Genomic DNA, 19,636 nt, shown 5'->3' with positions numbered 1-19,636 from the left:
AAAAGTACGACTATGAGAAGGAATAGTAGATCTTGAAGCTTTTTAGAGAGCTAGCGGTTGGTGGAAGCTAGTAAGTAGATAAATCGAACTCGCCTTGGAGTCTGTTTTAGTGAAAAAAGTAGCTAAAACCGTCATACCGCGTTAAGGTACTAGAGCTGAGTGTAGTGTCACTAATTTGGGTGGTACCGCGGGAGTTTACAAATATCTCTCGTCCCTTTATTTATAAAGGGGCGGGTTTTTTTATTTTTTAAATATTTCGTCAACTTACCCTGTTAGACGAAAGCTCTATGTATCACGATTTTAAATTGAAAAATTTAGGAACTAATATACTCCAAGATGGATTTGTTTATTATTTCCGTTTCTAGGATAATCTACTTATTATATTAGCTTTTTGACCTAATTTATCATTTCTTCATGTCGAATGATCAGTTCAGAAAACAATAAAGGAGGAACAATGCTCATGAGTTTTAATCATCAACAAATCGAAAAAAAATGGCAACAATATTGGGAAAAAAATAAATCATTTAAAACATTGAATGACGAATCAAAACCTAAATTTTATGCAATGGATATGTTCCCTTATCCATCCGGTGCAGGGTTACACGTAGGTCACCCTGAAGGATATACTGCAACGGATATTCTTTCTCGCTTTAAACGTATGCAAGGATACGATGTTCTTCATCCGATGGGGTGGGATGCCTTCGGTTTACCTGCTGAACAATATGCCCTAGATACAGGAAACGACCCAGCTGAGTTTACAGCAAAAAATATTGCGACATTTAAAAGACAAATTCAAGAACTAGGATTTTCTTATGATTGGGATCGGGAAATTAATACGACGGATCCAGATTACTATAAATGGACTCAATGGATATTTACTAAATTAGTTGAAATGGATTTAGCCTATGTAGATGAAATTCCTGTTAACTGGTGCCCAGCCCTTGGAACAGTACTTGCGAACGAAGAAGTCATCGATGGAAAATCCGAGCGTGGTGGTCATCCTGTAGAACGTCGTCCTATGCGTCAATGGGTATTACGTATTACAAAATACGCTGACCGACTACTTGACGATTTAGAAGAGGTAGATTGGCCGGAATCGATTAAAGATATGCAACGTAACTGGATCGGTCGTTCTGAAGGGGCCGAGGTGAAGTTTGCCGTTGCTGGTACAGAGAAAAACTTTGAAGTATTCACAACTCGACCAGATACGTTATTTGGCGCAACCTATTGTGTATTAGCTCCGGAGCATAAATTAGTTGAAGAAATTACGACTATCGAACATCGTCAGGCAGTAGATGACTATTTAGAAAAAGTGAAAATGAAATCTGATCTAGAACGTACAGATTTAGCAAAAGAAAAAACAGGTGTGTTCACAGGTGCTTATGCAGTTAATCCAATTAACGGTAAACAAATTCCGATTTGGATTGCCGACTATGTATTAGCTTCTTATGGAACGGGTGCTATTATGGCAGTACCTGCCCATGATGAACGAGATTATGAATTTGCGAAAGAATTCGGTTTAGAAATTGTACCAGTACTTGAGGGCGGGGATATTGCTAACGAAGCCTTTACTGGAGATGGACCGCACATTAATTCTGATTTCTTAAACGGTTTAAATAAAGCCGATGGAATTGCGAAAGCGATTGAATGGTTAGAAGAAAAAGGTGTTGGAGAGAAAAAAGTGACTTACCGTTTACGTGACTGGTTATTCTCACGTCAACGTTATTGGGGAGAACCAATTCCTGTCATTCATTGGGAAGATGGTACAATGACAACTGTACCTGAAGAGGAACTTCCATTAGTGCTTCCAAAAACTTCGAACATTCGCCCTTCTGGTACAGGGGAATCTCCATTAGCAAACATTGATGAATGGGTTAATGTAGTAGATCCTGTAACAGGGAAAAAAGGTCGTCGTGAAACGAATACAATGCCACAATGGGCAGGCTCAAGCTGGTATTTCCTTCGTTACATTGATCCAAAAAATAAAGAAGCCATCGCTGATCCTGAACTATTAAAACGTTGGTTACCTGTTGACATTTATATTGGTGGCGCTGAGCACGCAGTACTTCACTTACTATACGCTCGCTTCTGGCATAAAGTGCTATACGATTTAGGTGTTGTTCCAACAAAAGAGCCATTCCAAAAATTATTCAACCAAGGAATGATCTTAGGTGAAGGAAACGAAAAAATGTCAAAATCAAAGGGGAATGTCGTAAACCCTGATGATATTATTAAAAGCCATGGTGCCGATACCCTTCGTTTATATGAAATGTTTATGGGACCACTTGATGCTTCTGTTGCTTGGTCAACGAACGGCCTTGACGGTGCACGTCGTTTCTTAGATCGAATTTGGCGTCTATATACAACAGATGAAGGGAAGCTATCAGAAAAAATTCAAAATAGTTCTGATACAACACTAGAAAAGGCATATCATCAAACGGTGAAAAAAGTGACAGAGGATTATGAACATCTTCGTTTCAATACAGCCATTTCTCAAATGATGGTATTTATTAATGATTGTTATAAAGCTGATATTTTCCCAATGGAATACGCTGAAGGCTTTGTGAAATTATTAGCACCGATTGCACCACACTTATCAGAAGAGTTATGGGAAATTTTAGGGCATACAGAAACGCTTACTTATGCGGCATGGCCTACATTTGATGAATCCAAACTTGTCGATGATGAAGTGGAAGTAGTCGTTCAAGTGAATGGTAAATTACGTTCAAAGGTGAAAGTGGCAAAAGATGTTTCAAAAGAACAGCTTGAAGAAATAGCAAAAGTTGATGAAAAAGTAAAAGAGTTTACGGATGGAAAGCAAATTGTTAAAGTGATTGCGGTACCAGGTAAACTTGTAAATATTGTTGTAAAATAATCCATCATTATGCCTCAAATATATGACTCACATATATTTGAGGCATTTTTGTATATAAAAGGATGAAAATCATACCCTTCAAACAAAATATTTCGTTCGTTTAATAAGTATGTTAAAATAAATTCAACGCTTTAAATCGTTAAAGTAAGGTTTGATTAGGAGAAAAAAATGAAAAATACGTATATGAAAGCTGCAATAGGTTTATATAGTAATTACTTTTTATTAGGAATGGTAAATATCATTCTTTCCTCCAATATGGAAAGTTTAACGGCCAAATGGGGTACAACTAGTACGATTATTAGTTACATTATAGCTGCTATCGGTTTTGGGAAACTATTATCATATAGTAGTTTAGGAGTTTTATCTGACAAAGTAGGAAGGAAGCCGCTTTTAATTATTTCTAGCTTTCTCATGGCAATTTTTTTAGTTAGTATTCCTTTATTGCCAAGTTATAAGTTAGCCTTTCTATTTGCCGTTTTAGCGGGTGTTGCGAATGCGGCGATGGATGCAGGTTCCTATCCGGCATTAGTAGAAATATTTACGAAAAAATCGGGTTCGGCCAATGTACTCGTTAAAGCCTTTATGTCCACGGGTGCAACGATATTACCGTTTATCATTTTATTTTTATCCGATAACGGCTTATTTTTCGGATATTCCTTTTTCTTACTAGCTGCTATTTATCTTTTCAATATGATCATTTTACTGTTGTCCACATTCCCAAAAGTTAATGAAGTTAAACTAGAAGAGAATGAGGAAACAGTGAAACCAATTGTTCCATTTAAATCGGAACCGAAATTGTTAAAAGAAGGTTTATCTTTAATCGTTATTGGTTTTACATCAACGGCATTATTTACAGTAGCTCAAATTTGGTTACCAAGCTATGGACAAGAAGCCGTCTTTATGACTACGAATGAAGCGGTTAAATTGTTAAGTTATTATAGTATTGGATCCGTTGTTTCAGTATTAGTACTAGCCTTTATTTTAGGCAATAAAATAAAAGCAACAACGATTTTAATTGTTTATCCGATGATTACAGTGCTAACCGTTGCCGTTATTTTAACGGTTAAAGAACCTTCTGTTATTACGATTGCTTCCTTTTTCTTAGGTTTCTCAACAGCTGGGGTACTTCAACTAGCTATTACTTTAATGACAGAATTATTTTGGATGAGGAAAGGAACGGTAACGGGTTTAGTTGCGACAGCTTCCAGTGTAGCCTCCGTCGTTATGCCACTTATTACGGGTGCAATTGCAGACAAAGGAGCGATAAATTTTATATTTATATTTGATGGTTTTATCGCCGTAATCGGTATTATTGCGGCCCTCTTTATCTTTGTAAGATATAAAAAATTAACATTAAAGGACTTTTAATAGGAAACGAATCATAATGGTTCGTTCCTATTTTTTTATTTAATTTGTTTAAAAATGCTTCATTTATAACATAATATTAATTTTAAAATCTTTTAAAAAGTCTTTTAATTTAAAAACATAGTTGACCAATAAGAATGGTATGTTTATTATTAAGGTAATATTCGCACTTTTTTGAAATGGAAAAGTGTTTTCATGAGGGGGGTTCGTAATGGGGAAAGTATATATTGTTGGAGCGGGACCAGGAAGTGTCGATTTAATTACAGTAAAAGGGTTGAAATGTATTCAACAAGCCGATGTTATTCTTTACGACCGTCTAGTGAATAAAGAACTGTTGGAATACGCAAAACCAAATGCAGAACTAATTTTCGTTGGTAAGTTACCTAAATTACATGGTGTTATCCAAGAACGAATTCATAAATTACTCGTTCAATATGCTAGTAAAGGGAAAGTGGTAACCCGTTTAAAAGGTGGGGATCCTTTCGTATTTGGTCGAGGTGCTGAAGAGGCGGAAGTGTTAGTGGAAGCAGGTATTCCTTTTGAAATCGTACCAGGAATTACTTCAGGTGTTGCCGCACCTGCATACGCTGGAATTCCTGTTACTCATCGTGATTTAGGTTCTAGTTTTGCCATTGTGACTGGTCATATGCGGGAAGGAAAGGATGATTCTATCCAGTGGAAGGGGTTGGCAGAATCAGTCGATACCCTTGCGATTTATATGGGAGTTGGCAATTTGCCATATATTACAGAGCAGTTAATGAAGTACAAACGTAATCCACAAACTCCTGTCGCATTAATACATTGGGGTACGACGGAACATCAAAAAACGATAACGGGAACATTGGAGTCAATCGTAGAAATTGCGGAAAAAGAAGAAATCCAAAATCCTAGCATGATTATCGTTGGAGAAGTTGTAAAAATGCACGATAAAATCGCCTGGTTTGAACAATCAAAACAATTACAAGAAATATCGAGTTAACAAGGAGGGGGGATCATTATGCAAGCAGTGTTATATGTTGCCCATGGAAGCCGGGTAAAAGCTGGTGTTGATGAAGCAATTGAATTTATTGAAACTGTAAAACCAAAAATTAATGTTGCTATCCAAGAAATTTGTTTTCTAGAATTAGCTGCCCCTTCGATTGTAGAGGGAGTTGCAGCATGTGTTGCTAAAGGAGCAACAAATATTGCTGTCGTTCCAATCCTACTGTTAACTGCTAATCATGCCAAACAAGATATCCCCCTTGAAATGAATAAAGCAAAAGAACTTTATCCCGATGTTACCTTTACCTTTGGTAGACCCTTTGGAATACATGAAAAGTTAATTGAAAGTCTACATGAGAGAGTGTTGGAAAAGGGTGTTGAGCAACATGATGAGATTGATATTTTACTCATTGGACGCGGAAGTAGTGATCCAAGTGTACAAATAGATCTTCAACAAATTGCCAATCACCTTCAAAGCCGGTATCACTACTCAAAGGTAGATATTTGTTTTTTATATGGCAACGGTCCTTCCTTTGAAAAGGCATTAGAGCAATTAAAAAAGGAACGGAATAATCCGGTATATATCGTTCCATATCTTTTATTTACGGGCTTATTAAAAATAGGGATTCAAAAGAAAATAGCTCAACAAGGATTTTTAGAGAATCAAGTTGTGCTTTGTGACTGTTTAGGGTATGACGAAAATGTTCGTCAAGTATTAATAGAGCGCGTAGAAGAAACATTATATTCATATGGGGAGAGTGTCTCGAATGGATAAAAAACAGGCGAATGTTGAGCAGGCAATTGAAAATATAAAAAAAATGCTCGCTACAATGAACTACGGTTCCATAACTTTAATCGTTCAAGACAATACAATTGTTCAAATCGAAAAAAATGAAAAAATCAGATTAAAATAATCAAGTGAAGAGGTGTGTCGTAAGTGAAGTTAGAAGTAACTAATAGCCCTTTTACCGAACAACAAGTAAAGCAATTAAATGAAGTTTTAGCTAATTTAACACACAATCAAAAAATATGGTTAACTGGATATTTAAGTGCAGCAGTTTCAGTGCAAGCTGGTGAAGTTTCAACTGAAGGAAATCAACCAGTATCAAATAATGCTGTTATATCTACACCTGCTAACGTGAAGAAACATATTACAATTCTCTATGCATCGCAAACAGGTAATGCAGGAGGGTTATCTAAAAAATTTGGAGAACAATTAAAACAAGCTGGATTTGAAGTGAATGTTTCTTCCATGAGTGACTTTAAAACAAACGCTTTGAAAAAGGTTGACCACTTACTTATCGTTGCGAGTACTCATGGTGAAGGAGAGCCACCTGATAATGCCATCATGTTCTATAATTTCCTATTTGGAAAACGGGCACCCAAATTGGATCATGTGAAATTTGCTGTTTTGTCATTAGGGGATAGTTCCTATGAATTTTTCTGCAAAACAGGGAAAGATTTCGATGAACAGTTAGAAAAACTTGGTGCTAAACGATTTGTTGATCGGGTTGATTGTGACTTAGATTATGATGAGCCGGCAGCAAAATGGTTTGATGCAGTAAAAGAAAAATTGCAAGAAGGTGAAGTAAGCGAAGTTACGGTTCAAGAGGCTGCACCAACAGTTCTAGCGACAACTACTGAATACTCGCGTAAAAACCCATATACGGCAGAAATTTTAGAGAAAATTAATTTAAATGGTCGTGGATCAAACAAAGAGACGATTCATTTAGAAATATCCTTAGAAAATTCGGGTATTACCTTTGAACCTGGCGATAGTTTAGCTATTTTCCCAACTAATAATGAAAACTTAGTCGATTCACTCATTACTGCATTAAACTTTAATCGAGATACGAAAGTAACGGTAGACGACAAAACTATTTCATTAAAAGAAGCGTTAATGGATATTTTTGAAATTACCGTGTTGTCGAAGCCAGTGATGCAAAAAATTGGGGACTATACAGTAAACGAAAAATTCCATGCATTACTTGCTGATCGAGAGTTATTTAAACAATACACCCATGGCCGTGACTTATTAGATGTTGTTGAATCATTCGGTCCATTTAGTTGGGATGAACAAAGTTTTGTGAACCTATTAAGAAAAATACCTGCAAGACAATACTCCATTTCAAGTAGCTTAGCTGCTTACCCAGATGAAGTCCATGTCACAATTGGTACAGTACGCTATGAAGTAGATGGACGACAACGACTAGGTGTTTGTTCAACACAAGTTGCGGATCGTTTAGAAATCGGAGACAAAGTACGTGTTTATGTTCAACATAATCCGAACTTTAAATTGCCTTCTGATGATACGCCGATTATTATGGTTGGTCCTGGCACAGGGGTTGCACCGTTCCGTTCCTTTATTCAAGAAAGGGAAGAGCGGGGAGCTGAAGGGAAAAATTGGTTGTTCTTTGGAGATCAGCATTTTATGACAGACTTTTTATATCAAACAGAATGGCAAAGCTGGTTAAAATCAGGCGTATTAACGAAACTTGATGTTGCCTTCTCTCGTGACAAAGCTGAAAAAGTATATGTGCAACATAAAATGCAAAAACATGCTGCTGAAATTTATGAATGGTTAGAGCAAGGAGCAGTTTTCTACGTATGTGGAGATAAAGATTCAATGGCTGTTGACGTTCATAATACATTGCTACATATCATTGCGGAACAGGGAAATAAAACAGAAGAAGAAGCAAAAGCGTATTTAGACAATTTGCGAAAAGAAAAACGTTATCAACGGGATGTATACTAAGGGGGAAGTACGTATGGTAGAAAAAATAGTATTACCGCCTCAAGAAGGTAAACCAAGTGATGTGGAAGAAATAAAAGCTGAAAGTAATTATTTACGCGGTACATTGGCTGAATCAATGGAAGATGAGCTAAGTGCTGGAATTTCCGATTGGGATAACCGTTTAATGAAATTCCATGGAAGTTATTTACAAGATGACCGGGACGTTCGTCAAGAGCGAGAACGACAAAAACTTGAACCGGCTTATCAATTTATGGTTCGTGTTCGCATGCCAGGTGGTGTTGCAACACCGACCCAATGGCTAAAATTAGATGAGCTGTCGGATCGTTATGGCAATCAATCCTTTAAAATTACAACTCGTCAAACAGTTCAATTCCACGGCATTTTAAAATGGAATATGAAAAAACATATGCAAGAACTAAATAGTGTTTTATTTGATACGTATGCTGCTTGTGGGGATGTTAACCGCAATGTGATGTGTAATGCAAATCCTTATCAATCTAAATTGCATCAAGAAATTTTTGAATTATCTTCGAAAATTAGTGAACACTTATTACCACGTTCTAATGCATATTATGAAATATGGTTAGATAAAGAAAAAATTGTTGATACACAGGAAGAGCAAGAACCGATTTATGGGGCACTTTACTTACCTCGTAAATTTAAAATTGCGATTGCCATTCCACCGGCAAATGATGTAGATGTTTTTTCACAAGATATCGGTTTAATTGCCGTAGTGGAAAATGATGAGTTAGTCGGCTTTAATGTCGCAATTGGCGGTGGTATGGGAATGACCCATGGGGATACAGCAACGTATCCACAATTAAGCCGTCTAATCGGTTATATTCCAAAAGATAAAGTTGTCGATGCATGTGAAAAAATTATGACAGTACAACGGGATTATGGAAATCGTTCCGTTCGTAAAAACGCTCGATTTAAATATACTGTTGACCGATTAGGTTTAGAAAATGTAAAAAAAGAAATCGAGAAACGATTAGGATATGAGTTTGAAGAAGAAAGACCATATACTTTTGAGCATACAGGCGATCGCTTTGGTTGGATTAAAGGGGAAGATGGAAAATATCATTTTACTCTATTTATCCAAAACGGTCGTGTGAAAGATTTTGAACATTATCCATTAAAAACAGCATTACGTGAAATCGCCCAAATTCATAAAGGGGAGTTTCGTTTTACTGGAAATCAAAATGTTGTCATTGCAAATGTTGGGCCACGAGCTAAAAAGGCAATCGATGAAATTATTGAAAAATATCATTTAACAGATAGTGAACACTACTCAGCATTACGACGTAATTCCATTGCTTGTGTGGCTTTACCAACTTGTGGTTTAGCGATGGCTGAGGCGGAACGTTACTTACCATCTTTAATTGAAAAAATTGAAACAATTTTAGATGAAAACGGCTTGCGAGAACAAGATATTACGATTCGTATGTCTGGTTGTCCGAATGGCTGTTCTCGAGCGGCAATGGGTGAAATTGGTTTCATCGGGAAAGGTCCAGGGAAATATAACCTTTATTTAGGTGCTAGCCATACAGGTACCCGCTTAAATAAAATGTATAAAGAAAATATTGGGGAAGAGGAAATTTTAGCAACTCTTCGTCCTATAATTGAACATTATGCAAAAGAGCGATTAACAGGAGAGCATTTTGGTGATTTCGTTATTCGTGCAGGATATGTGGAAGCTGTAACGGACGGTCGTCATTTCCATAATCAAGCTTAACGATGAAGGATAGGTTCCGCTATTGGCGGCGACCTATCCTTTCTAAAAAGGGGGCATAATATGTATCCAATCATGGTGAATTTAGAATATAAACGAGTAGTAATTATTGGCGGTGGGAAAGTAGCGACTCATAAAACAGAAAAGCTATTGCAGCAAAAAGCGAATATAGTCGTCATTAGTCCAACGTTAACAGATGCGTTATATACATATGCAGTAAATGGAGAAATTGAATGGGTAAACCGTTCCTATCAAGAAGGGGATACAAAAGATGCCTTTTTAGTCATAGCAGCAACAAATGATCCTTATGTAAATAAGGAAGTGAAAAATAGTTGCCTGAACAATCAACTTATTAATGTCGTAGATTCTTCTGAAGATAGTAACTTTTATAATATGGCGTTCTTGGAACGGGGAATGTTAAAAATTGCGATTTCAACAGAAGGAGCTAGCCCTCTTTTAGCTAAACAAATGAAGCGCGATATCATGAGTTTTCTAGACGATAGCTATGATGACTATTTAATTTTCCTTCAAAAGGCAAGAAAGAAAATTAAAACGACTGTATTAGATGAAAAAAGAAGACTATTTTTATTAGGTGAGTTATTGCAAGATCGTTTCCGTAAAAATGAAGTGGAACGGGAACTATTTCTGAAAAATTTATCGTAAAGGTGGTTATAATAGTTCGACTAATAATTTTCGTGAAGGAGAGTAACCTTTGTATAGGTGCCTAAGAAGTTCCTCACGAAAAATAAAGTACAATTCAGTATAAAAACTGGATTGTACTTTTTGCTTTTTATTCTAAAGAGCCTGCACTCATACCAGCGATTCTTCCAGTGACGAGGGCACTTGTAATGTTGTATCCACCTGTGTAACCGTGAATATCTAAAATTTCACCACAGAAAAATAGTCCTTTTTTCATTTTCGATGCCATTGTTTTCGGCTCAATTTCCTTTACTGAAACGCCGCCGCCAGTGACAAATGCTTTTTCCAATGGCAACGTACCGTGAACATCCATTGTAAAACTAACAAGCTCACGGGCTAACTCCCGTATTTTTTCTTGAGTTATTTCCGCTGCTGTTTTAGATGGATCTATACCAACCCGTTCCATTAAAAATAATAACCATCTTTCAGGTGCAATGGATTTCCAACTATTTTTTACAGCCTTTTTTGGATCTTCCTTTGAAAGCTTATTCAAATATTGTAAACATGTTTCTTCGTTATAATCAGTTAACGTTTGAATTCGTAGTTTCACGGGGGCATTGCCGTTCTTTTTACGTTCTTTGACGATAAATTGACTACAACGTAAAATAGCAGGTCCGCTCACACCAAAGTGGGTAAAGAGCATATCCATTTGGTGAGTGACAATAGGTTTCCCCTTTTTATTTAAAACGGAAACAGCAACATCCCGTAAAGCTAAACCTTGCAGCTGTCTAGATTGAATAAAAGGCTCGTTGGATTTTACAGGAACTTCAGTAGGATACAGTTCGGTAACGGTATGACCAGCTCGTTCTGCCCAAGGATAGCCATCTCCAGTAGAACCGGTTTGAGGAACGGCTTTACCACCGACAGCTACTACGACCGACTTTGATAAAATTTCAGTTCCATCTGTTAAACGAACACCTAAAATTTTTTCATCATCCATTAATAATTTACTGACCGCTGTTTGAAGTCGAATTTCAACGTGAAGTCGTTTTAGTTCATTAACAAGGGCATCTACCACATCTTGAGCGCGGTTTGATACAGGGAACATGCGACCGTGATCCTCTTCTTTTAAATGAACACCTAGTCCTTCAAAAAATTCAATAATATTTTCATTATTATAAACGGTAAAAGGACTATATAAAAAACGACCGTTTCCGGGAATATGTTGTATAATTTCATCTACGGACAAACGATTTGTAACATTACATCGTCCTCCGCCTGAGATCGCAAGTTTTTTCCCAAGTTTATTTCCTTTTTCAATTAACAATACTTTTTTATGTTGTTCACCAGCTGCGATTGCTGCCATCAATCCCGATGGACCGCCGCCAATTACGATTACATCTAACATAGTTCGTCTCACTTTCTGAATTTAATTGTTAGTTTTTTGTGAATTCCAATTGCTTACTCTCCACATTATACATAATTATGGAGAAACTATTTGAGTTAATCGACTTTCACATGTAAACTAACATGTAGATTCGTTTTCGAAACAATATTTGTTTGAAATCGTCGACTAATTCAGTCGACTTTTATTTTTCAAAGATATACATATTTTATTCTTATTAATTTCATAAAGATTGGAATGTTTTTATGTCTTCATTAATGAAAGGTACTGCGATTTTAACGATAGGCCTGTTTTTATCGAAAGTCCTTGGTTTAGTTTATGTTTTCCCGTTCTATTCCATTGTCGGCGAAGAAAATGTTGGATTATACCAATATGCCTATATACCATACAACATTATGCTTTCTATTGCGATTTCAGGTCTGCCCATAGCAGTTTCAAAATTTGTTTCCAAATATAATGCAATTGGGGATTATGAAGCAGGTAGAAGACTTTTTAAATCCGGATTTTCTGTCATGCTCATAACAGGTGTTGTGTCATTTATTTTATTAAATTTATTGGCAAACCCGATAGCGAATATTGTCATTGAAGATGACGAACAAATTTATTCAGTTGAACAAATTGCATCGGTGATTCGATGGGTTAGTTACGCATTACTTGCTGTTCCGATTATGAGTTTAATTCGAGGATTTTTCCAAGGATATAATCATTACATGCCTACTTCCGTATCCCAATTAGTTGAGCAAATTGTGCGGATTATTGTTTTACTTGGAGGTTCATTTATTGTCGTCGTACTATTAGACGGTAAAACAGAAACAGCTATTAAGTTTGCCGTATTTGCAGCCTTTGTTGGTGCCCTTGGTGGATTAGTCGTTTTATATTTCTATTGGAAAAAATTAAAACCCGAAATGGATACGCTATTACTCAATAATGTGTCTTCAGGGGAACTTTCTTATAAAGACATTTACAAGGAAATTATTCAATATTCGATCCCAATTGTATTTGTAGGGATGTCCAACTCCTTATTTCAATTAATCGATATGTTAACCTTTAACAGTGCTATGATTTCCATTGGTTTGGCTAAGGTGACAGATACGTATTTAACTATGTTGAATTTCACAACGCAAAAAATTGTCATCATTCCAGTGATGCTTGCGACAGGTTTTTCAATGGCTTTAATACCTACAATTACTAAATATTTCACCCTAGAGGAATATGGCGTTCTTCATAATTCGATGGATAAAACCTATCAAATATTATTGTTCATTACCGTACCGGCTAGTTTTGGAATTGCTATATTAGCCCCCGATATATACCATGTACTGTATGAGCAAAGCGAAATGGGAGCAGAAGTTTTAGCTCATTATGCACCATTAGCCATTCTTTTTGCACTGTTCTCTGTGACAGCTGCAATTTTACAAGGAATCGATTATCAAAAGTGGATTATTTTTAGTTTATTAACAGGTATGTTAATTAAACTTATGTTGAACACGCCGCTTATTAAAGCGATGGAAGTAGATGGAGCGATACTAGCTACTGCAATTGGATATATCGTAACGATTTTCATTAATATCACTGTTATCCATAAAGTGTTACATTATCGTTCGAAAGTTGTATTTAGACGAATATTGTTAATCGCTATTTTAACGTTTGTCATGTCCGTTGCAGTCATTGCTACAAATAAACTACTTTACTTCATTGCAGAACCGACTAATAAAGGGATTACAGCCCTTTATTTACTTATTTGTGTTGGAGTAGGAGTTGTTATTTATGGGTATGCCTCCTTCCGATTAGGACTTGCACAAAAACTTTTAGGAGAACGATTTACGAAATTAGGCAACAAACTTGGATTTAAGTAGGAGGAGTCTCACTTTTGCGATTAGATAAATTATTATCCAATATGGGTTTTGGTACACGAAAAGAAGTGAAACAACTGTTGAAACAAAAGGGTGTAACGGTGGATGGTGTAACGGTAAAGGATGCGTCCATGCATGTGGATCCAGATAACCAAGACGTCAGTGTATATGGAGAAAGGGTTCAATACACTGAATTCATTTATATTATGATGCATAAACCTCCAGGGGTCATTTCAGCTACTGAAGATGTTGCTGAAAAAACAGTAATTGATTTATTAGATCCTTTTGCTCGTCATTTTAAGCCATTCCCAGTAGGACGTTTAGATAAGGATACTGAAGGATTGCTTTTAATTACAAACGATGGACAATTGGCACATAATTTACTATCACCGAAAAAGCATGTCCAGAAAACTTATTATGCGAAAATTGAAGGTGTTGTCACAGAAGAAGATGTCGTGGCGTTCCAGCAAGGTGTGGAATTAGATGATGGCTATGTTACAAAGCCTGGAAAACTTGTTATCCTTTCTTCTGGTGAGAAGTCAGAAATTGAATTAACCATCCAAGAAGGAAAATTCCATCAAGTAAAAAGAATGTTTGAATCCGTTGGAAAAAAAGTAACGTATTTAAAAAGGTTATCAATGGGTAGTTTAATGCTTGATGAACAATTAAAGCTAGGGGAATATCGTGAATTAACGGAAAATGAATTGGAAACATTAATCCATTCATCTAAAGTAGAGCAATTATAAAATTAAAATCGTAGTTTATCTTTACTATGAATAGATAATGAGGTAATGAATTAATGGGGAAAATGGATGAAATTATTATTGTGGCACCACGTGCTCAACTATTCAATAACGAGGAGTTAGCGTTTCAAGGAACTCTTCAAGATAAAAAGTTAGTAGAAGAAATCGTTTCTAACATCAATGCTACTTACACTACAATGAGACGTGGGGATGCTGAGGAAGACGAAAGCTTTAAACAACCTATACCTTATGCAGTAATTAAACGGGGTAATGAAATATTTGTTTACGAACGTTTACAAGGTGCCGGTGAAACACGACTTCATAACAAACTGTCAATCGGTGTTGGTGGTCATATGAATGCTCTTGAAGAGCTAGAAACTTTCGAAGAAGTTTTAATGGAAAACTTGAATCGAGAACTTGAAGAAGAACTTATCATGACAACTAATGAACAACCTGAGCTAAAAGTAATCGGTTTAATTAATGATGATGAGGATGAAGTTGGTCGGGTTCATCTTTGTGTTTTAGTTGTTATTGAAGTTCATGAAAATACAGTGATTGAAGTTCGTGAGACAGACCAATTACAAGGTCAATTCTTTCCAATTGAAAAATTAAAACTTAATCCGTTTTATGAAAGACTAGAAAACTGGTCAAAAATTGCAATGGATATTCTTTAAAATACTTTCTTGGAAAATATTTTTACAGTACGAAACAAATGAAAGAATCAAATAGAAAAGGTATCAAGTTAGTATCTACTATTCACAGAGATTTATTAAAAAATATAACGATGAAAAAAAGAATGACCCCGACGACTAAAATGTACCCTATAAGAAAGACACTTGAAAAAAGGTCTCTCTTATAGGGTACTTTTATTTATAATGAAATAAAATAAATGGTTGATGGAGCGGAAGAACATGTCGAAAAAGTTATTTACAGATCAAGAACAGAAATTACTCAAGAAACATCCTTATGTAAAAGCAGTGAGTGAAAAAGCAATAACATATACAGATGAATTTAAAGCAAGAGCCATTAAAGAATATGAGGAAGGGAAATTTCCACTTCAAATTTTTGAAGATGCAGGATTTGATATTGATATCGTAGGTAAAAAACGTGCAAAGTCTGCTTTAGAGCGATGGCGTGCTGCTTATCAAAAGAATGGTGTAGCTGGGCTTGTGGATACACGTAAACACTCTTCAGGACGTCCACTTGAGCGAGAATTAAGTATAGAAGAAAAGTACGCAAGGTTAGAGGCGCAAAATGCATTATTACGTGCAGAAAATGAACTACTAAAAAAGATCGATTTAGCAGAAAGGTTGTTGATAAAGAAAAAGAGAAATTAACAGCGGAACAAAAATTTCAGTTGATCCAGTATGTGATAGAAAAACACCGCTTAAAAAGAATGGTAAGCTACCTTTGTAAATTAGTTGGAGTCTCTCGATCGGGCTACTATCGTTATTTTTCAGAAGAAGCACAACTTAGTAGACAAGCTAGTGATCAGGCAGATGAGACAGTCAAAGAAATCATTTTAAAAGCGTTCAATTTCCGTGGTCGTAAGAAAGGTGCACGTCAAATTAAAATGACGTTAGAAAATCAGTATCAAATTACATATAACCTAAAGCGAATTCGTCGTATCATGAAAAAGTTTCAAATCATCTGCCCCATTCGAAAAGCAAATCCATATCGAAGAATGGCCAAAGCAACGAAAGAACATAGAACTTTACCAAATCTATTAAACCGTAAATTTAAGCAAGGAATCGCTAGAAAAGTATTATTAACAGACATTACATATTTGAGTTATGGAAAAGGAAAACGTGCCTACTTATCCGCTATAAAAGATGCCGAAACCAATGAAATTTTAGCATATGAGACATCGGATAAAATTACACTAGATATTGCATTAAATACATTAAAGATGTTGAAAAAGAATGGGATAAAATTGGCCGATGGCGCATTCATTCACTCTGATCAAGGGTTCCACTATACCAGCCCCCAATTTCAAAAGATGGTAAAGAAAATGGGACTAGAGCAATCTATGTCACGTCGTGGAAACTGTTGGGATAATGCCCCACAAGAATCGTTTTTTGGTCATTTTAAAGATGAAACAGACTTTAAATCGTGTGAAACATTAGAAGAAGTAAAAAGAGAGATTAAGAGTTATATGACTTATTACAATCATTACCGAGGTCAATGGAACTTAAAAAAGATGACGCCTGCACAATACAGTCACCATCTTCTTCAAGTTGCTTAAAAGCCTTTTTTAAAAATGTCCTTTACAAAGGGTACACTTTAGACAGGTCATTCTTTTTTCTTTATCTATAATACGAAGTCTAGCAACAATTGTTCGCTAAGCTGAATGTATGTTTTAAGCAAACTTTCCTCATAAAATGGAGGTTTTTTGTTGCATTGTATCTAAGATGTCAATTTTACTTTTTTCTTCGTCGTTGTCCATTTACCCCGACTTGGACTTTCGACCAAATCATTAAAGGCTAACACATTCAAATCTCTTTGAATGGTGCGAGGAGTGATATTGAACTCTTCGACTAAATCCTGTGTAGATACCGTCCCTTTATCAAGGATGAACATATACACGTCTTTAATACGATTAAGCATTCTGTCAGTAGTTGGTTTCATAATCATGAACCACTCCTTCGATCTTAATTCTCATGGAAAAGACTAGCGGACGACAAAAGTGCAGAGGCTACTTTGGCTCATTAAATTTCTGCCTTAGACATCCCCTTTTTTATATATTTTTTTGTCAAGTAATTTACTATGACAACGCCATTATATCAGTAAACTATTAATTTTTCCATAATTCTCAGTTAATTATTATAAATTTTACGAAGTCTTTAATATGATAATACGAAAAACACCGGTCGAATATGACAATTAAGCTTGTACTTTATAATAGAAAGAGTAAAATAATCGGTAATAAGTAAAGAGGTGATTAAATGGATTGGTTGAAATTAGCGGAATCTAGAAAAGAAGAATTGATTTCAGAATTACAACAGTTAATTCAAATTGAAAGTGTTCTTGATGAAGAGAGTGCAACAGAGGATGCTCCATTTGGTCAAGGTCCATTAAAGGCTTTACAATTTATGCTTTCAAAAGGTGAACAACAAGGCTTTCAAACGAAAAATGTAGATAATGTGGCTGGTCATATTGAAATGGGAGCAGGCGACGACTTGCTCGGAATTTTATGTCATGTGGATGTTGTGCCAGTAGGAGATTCCTGGACGTATCCTCCTTTTAAAGGGGAAGTAGTGGACGGAAAACTATTTGGCAGAGGTGCCATTGATGATAAAGGTCCAACGATTGCAGCATGGTTAGCTATGAAAATGGTGAAAGATGCGGGCGTTTCATTAAATAAACGTGTTCGAATGATTATTGGGACAGATGAAGAATCAGGATTCCGTTGTGTAACCCATTACTTTACAAAGGAACAAATGCCAACAATTGGATTTGCACCAGACGCTGACTTTCCATTAATTAATGCTGAGAAAGGTATTGCATTGCTTAATTTTTCACAAAAAGCTCAAGTAACGGCAGATGAACAAATTATTGCATTTCAGGCAGGACAACGTTCTAATATGGTACCGGATCATGCAAAAGCGATCATTCAAAATGTAACCTCTGGAGTGGAAGAAGAATTTCAACAATTCTTAGAAGAAAATACGACAGAAGGTACTTTTATTCAAGATGAAGGACGATATATAATAACGGTTAAAGGAAAATCGGCCCATGCGATGGAACCTGAAAAAGGTAGAAATGCGGCTGTGTTACTTGCAAAATTTCTGATTAACTACATTACTACTCCAGCAAGTAACCAATTTCTTTCTTTCATCGTCAATACGTTTGGTGAGGACTACAAGGGTACAAAAATGAAGCTAGATTTTGAAGATATTATGTCCGGTCCTACGACATTAAACCCTGGTGTTATATTATTCCACCATGAACGGGGTGGCCATATTCAAGTAAGTATGCGTTACTCGGTGAGCTATCCATTTGAGGAAAAAATGACAGAAGCTACAAAAGTAGTATCCGATTTAGGATTTGCTTTAGATGTGACATCTAATTCGATTCCCCACTATGTACCAGAAGAAGATGAACTTGTGCAAACTTTGTTGAAAGTATATCGAAAATATACAGGGGATGAATCAAAACCGTTATCTACTGGTGGAGGTACGTATGCGCGGACGATGAAAAAAGGGGTAGCCTTTGGCATGCTTTTCCCAGGTGAACCGGATGTGGCGCATCAGGCGGATGAATATGTATGGATTGATCATTTAGTGAAAGCTGCCGCTATATATGCGGAAACGATTGTTGAGTTAGCTGGGAAATAAAATTTTAAAGGATGGTAAAAAATGGGCTTTGTATTATGGAATGACAAAATTGTGGATGAAAGTGAAGTAAAGATTGATAAAGAAGATAGAGGTTATCAATTCGGTGACGGAGTTTATGAAGTAATTAAAATTTATGATGGTGAAATGTTTACTGCAACAGAACATATTGATCGATTTTATTTAAGTGCTGAAAAAATTAAAATAACGATTCCGTTTACAAAGGATAAACTTCACCAATTATTACACCAATTAGTGGAAGCAAACGAAATTAAAACAGGAAATCTTTATTTCCAGATTACTCGTGGTGCGGCACCTCGTATTCACCAATTCCCTGGGGACAACGTATTACCTGTTTTAACAGGAAATGTGAAGGAAGCTCCTCGTTCAACAGAAAATATGGAAAAAGGTGTGAAAGCAGTTTTTGCAGAGGATATTCGTTGGTTACGTTGTGATATTAAATCATTAAATTTATTAGGTGCTGTATTAGCAAAACAAGAAGCTTATGAAAAAGGGTGTTACGAAGCCATTTTACATCGTGGAGATATTATTACGGAAGGATCATCTACAAACGTATTTGGTATTAAAGATGGAGTCCTATATACACACCCAACAGATAACTTCATTTTAAACGGAATTACACGCAATGTTATTTTAACGTGTGCAAAGGAAATTGACCTTCCAGTGAAGGAAGAACCTTTTACAAAAGAGCAAGCATTGAACATGGATGAATTGTTTGTGTCATCTACAACTTCTGAAATTACACCAGTTATCGATTTAGAAGGGGTAGCTATAAATAATGGAGTCATTGGAGAATGGACTCGTAAATTACAAGCACAATTTGAAACAAAGCTTCCTCAACAATTTCAAGTAAATTTGTCAAAATAATTCATTGAGTTTATTAGTGGGTAGGACATCACCTATCCACTATTTTTTTTGCGTTTCCTCATGTAA

General features: G+C 36.0%; 16 protein-coding genes and 1 other annotated feature. Of the genes, 14 read left to right on the top strand and 2 right to left on the bottom strand.

From position 1 onward, the window contains the following. Positions 1-3: 3 nt before the first annotated feature. Positions 4-219 (top strand) — a binding site (T-box leader). 241 nt (positions 220-460) lie between these two features. The 8 genes from leuS (at position 461) to MHH69_RS12810 (ending at position 10,371) form a co-directional block, all read left to right on the top strand. Beyond that, positions 461-2,875, top strand: a complete 2,415-nt coding sequence (gene leuS, locus MHH69_RS12845) for a leucine--tRNA ligase (protein WP_341362492.1) — start codon at positions 461-463, stop codon at positions 2,873-2,875. 168 nt (positions 2,876-3,043) lie between these two features. Beyond that, positions 3,044-4,243, top strand: a complete 1,200-nt coding sequence (locus MHH69_RS12840; protein ID WP_341362491.1) for an MFS transporter — start codon at positions 3,044-3,046, stop codon at positions 4,241-4,243. A 208-nt stretch (positions 4,244-4,451) separates the two neighbouring features. Beyond that, complete coding sequence (cobA, locus tag MHH69_RS12835) at positions 4,452-5,219, top strand: uroporphyrinogen-III C-methyltransferase (RefSeq protein WP_122972958.1); 768 nt, start codon at positions 4,452-4,454, stop codon at positions 5,217-5,219. An 18-nt stretch (positions 5,220-5,237) separates the two neighbouring features. Continuing rightward, entirely contained in the window at positions 5,238-5,996 is a 759-nt protein-coding gene (locus tag MHH69_RS12830; RefSeq protein ID WP_122972957.1) for a sirohydrochlorin chelatase, read from the top strand. After that, positions 5,989-6,135, top strand: a complete 147-nt coding sequence (locus MHH69_RS12825; protein ID WP_122972956.1) for a YezD family protein — start codon at positions 5,989-5,991, stop codon at positions 6,133-6,135. Before MHH69_RS12830 ends, MHH69_RS12825 begins: the two co-directional genes overlap by 8 nt. A 23-nt stretch (positions 6,136-6,158) precedes the next feature. Beyond that, positions 6,159-7,976 carry an assimilatory sulfite reductase (NADPH) flavoprotein subunit gene (locus tag MHH69_RS12820; RefSeq protein WP_341362490.1) on the top strand — a complete coding sequence of 606 codons (1,818 nt, stop codon included), beginning with the start codon at positions 6,159-6,161 and terminating at the stop codon, positions 7,974-7,976. 13 nt (positions 7,977-7,989) lie between these two features. Then, positions 7,990-9,711, top strand: a complete 1,722-nt coding sequence (cysI, locus tag MHH69_RS12815; RefSeq protein ID WP_122972954.1) for an assimilatory sulfite reductase (NADPH) hemoprotein subunit — start codon at positions 7,990-7,992, stop codon at positions 9,709-9,711. Positions 9,712-9,771: 60 nt separating this feature from the next. Next, positions 9,772-10,371 carry an NAD(P)-binding protein gene (locus MHH69_RS12810; protein ID WP_122972953.1) on the top strand — a complete coding sequence of 200 codons (600 nt, stop codon included), beginning with the start codon at positions 9,772-9,774 and terminating at the stop codon, positions 10,369-10,371. 127 nt (positions 10,372-10,498) lie between these two features. Here MHH69_RS12810 and MHH69_RS12805 read toward each other — a convergent pair whose 3' ends face one another. Then, positions 10,499-11,755, bottom strand: coding sequence for an NAD(P)/FAD-dependent oxidoreductase (locus MHH69_RS12805; RefSeq protein WP_122972952.1), 1,257 nt, complete (start codon positions 11,753-11,755; stop codon positions 10,499-10,501). Positions 11,756-11,997: 242 nt separating this feature from the next. Here MHH69_RS12805 and MHH69_RS12800 point away from each other — a divergent pair, with 242 nt between their 5' ends. The 4 genes from MHH69_RS12800 to MHH69_RS12785 all read left to right on the top strand — a co-directional run bounded on the left by MHH69_RS12800 (position 11,998) and on the right by MHH69_RS12785 (position 16,593). Then, entirely contained in the window at positions 11,998-13,608 is a 1,611-nt protein-coding gene (locus MHH69_RS12800) for a putative polysaccharide biosynthesis protein (RefSeq protein ID WP_122972951.1), read from the top strand. 14 nt (positions 13,609-13,622) lie between these two features. After that, positions 13,623-14,351, top strand: a complete 729-nt coding sequence (locus MHH69_RS12795) for a pseudouridine synthase (RefSeq protein WP_122972950.1) — start codon at positions 13,623-13,625, stop codon at positions 14,349-14,351. Between the two features lie 53 nt (positions 14,352-14,404). Continuing rightward, positions 14,405-15,022 carry a hypothetical protein gene (locus MHH69_RS12790; protein WP_122972949.1) on the top strand — a complete coding sequence of 206 codons (618 nt, stop codon included), beginning with the start codon at positions 14,405-14,407 and terminating at the stop codon, positions 15,020-15,022. A gap of 237 nt (positions 15,023-15,259) precedes the next feature. Next, positions 15,260-16,593, top strand: a protein-coding gene (locus MHH69_RS12785) for an IS3 family transposase (protein ID WP_341361629.1) whose coding sequence is annotated in 2 segments (ribosomal slippage) — positions 15,260-15,647 and positions 15,647-16,593 — 1,335 coding nt in all. Because the reading frame shifts where the segments join, the coding sequence is not laid out codon by codon here. A 161-nt stretch (positions 16,594-16,754) separates the two neighbouring features. On the opposite strand, the gene MHH69_RS12780 is transcribed toward MHH69_RS12785, so the two are convergent. Beyond that, the gene (locus MHH69_RS12780; RefSeq protein WP_121212652.1) at positions 16,755-16,976 is read right to left on the bottom strand and encodes a DeoR family transcriptional regulator; all 222 of its coding nucleotides are present in this window, start codon (positions 16,974-16,976) and stop codon (positions 16,755-16,757) included. 317 nt (positions 16,977-17,293) lie between these two features. Between MHH69_RS12780 and pepV the strand changes: the two genes are divergently transcribed. Together pepV and dat are read left to right on the top strand one after the other, a co-directional pair. After that, on the top strand, positions 17,294-18,685 hold the full coding sequence (gene pepV / locus MHH69_RS12775; protein WP_341362489.1) for a dipeptidase PepV: 1,392 nt from the start codon (positions 17,294-17,296) through the stop codon (positions 18,683-18,685). A gap of 21 nt (positions 18,686-18,706) precedes the next feature. Then, positions 18,707-19,570: a D-amino-acid transaminase gene (gene dat / locus MHH69_RS12770; RefSeq protein WP_122972947.1), complete on the top strand. Its 864-nt coding sequence runs from the start codon at positions 18,707-18,709 to the stop codon at positions 19,568-19,570. Positions 19,571-19,636 lie beyond the last annotated feature (66 nt).

Source organism: Ureibacillus sp. FSL E2-3493 (assembly GCF_038077515.1).
Taxonomy (GTDB): Bacteria; Bacillota; Bacilli; order Bacillales_A; family Planococcaceae; genus Ureibacillus; species Ureibacillus halotolerans.
The sequence above is the reverse complement of the archived record's forward strand: the minus strand, read 5'-3'. Positions and strand labels throughout refer to the sequence as shown.

Excerpts from the sequence above, each read along its gene's own strand:
- MHH69_RS12805 (WP_122972952.1), bottom strand. The coding sequence starts at position 11,755 with ATGTTAGATGTAATCGTAATTGGCGGCGGTCCATCGGGATTGATGGCA.
- dat (WP_122972947.1), top strand. The coding sequence starts at position 18,707 with ATGGGCTTTGTATTATGGAATGACAAAATTGTGGATGAAAGTGAAGTA.
- MHH69_RS12840 (WP_341362491.1), top strand. The coding sequence starts at position 3,044 with ATGAAAAATACGTATATGAAAGCTGCAATAGGTTTATATAGTAATTAC.
- pepV (WP_341362489.1), top strand. The coding sequence starts at position 17,294 with ATGGATTGGTTGAAATTAGCGGAATCTAGAAAAGAAGAATTGATTTCA.
- cysI (WP_122972954.1), top strand. The coding sequence starts at position 7,990 with ATGGTAGAAAAAATAGTATTACCGCCTCAAGAAGGTAAACCAAGTGAT.
- MHH69_RS12825 (WP_122972956.1), top strand. The coding sequence starts at position 5,989 with ATGGATAAAAAACAGGCGAATGTTGAGCAGGCAATTGAAAATATAAAA.
- cobA (WP_122972958.1), top strand. The coding sequence starts at position 4,452 with ATGGGGAAAGTATATATTGTTGGAGCGGGACCAGGAAGTGTCGATTTA.
- MHH69_RS12780 (WP_121212652.1), bottom strand. The coding sequence starts at position 16,976 with ATGAAACCAACTACTGACAGAATGCTTAATCGTATTAAAGACGTGTAT.
- MHH69_RS12790 (WP_122972949.1), top strand. The coding sequence starts at position 14,405 with ATGGGGAAAATGGATGAAATTATTATTGTGGCACCACGTGCTCAACTA.
- leuS (WP_341362492.1), top strand. The coding sequence starts at position 461 with ATGAGTTTTAATCATCAACAAATCGAAAAAAAATGGCAACAATATTGG.
- MHH69_RS12830 (WP_122972957.1), top strand. The coding sequence starts at position 5,238 with ATGCAAGCAGTGTTATATGTTGCCCATGGAAGCCGGGTAAAAGCTGGT.
- MHH69_RS12800 (WP_122972951.1), top strand. The coding sequence starts at position 11,998 with ATGTCTTCATTAATGAAAGGTACTGCGATTTTAACGATAGGCCTGTTT.
- MHH69_RS12810 (WP_122972953.1), top strand. The coding sequence starts at position 9,772 with ATGTATCCAATCATGGTGAATTTAGAATATAAACGAGTAGTAATTATT.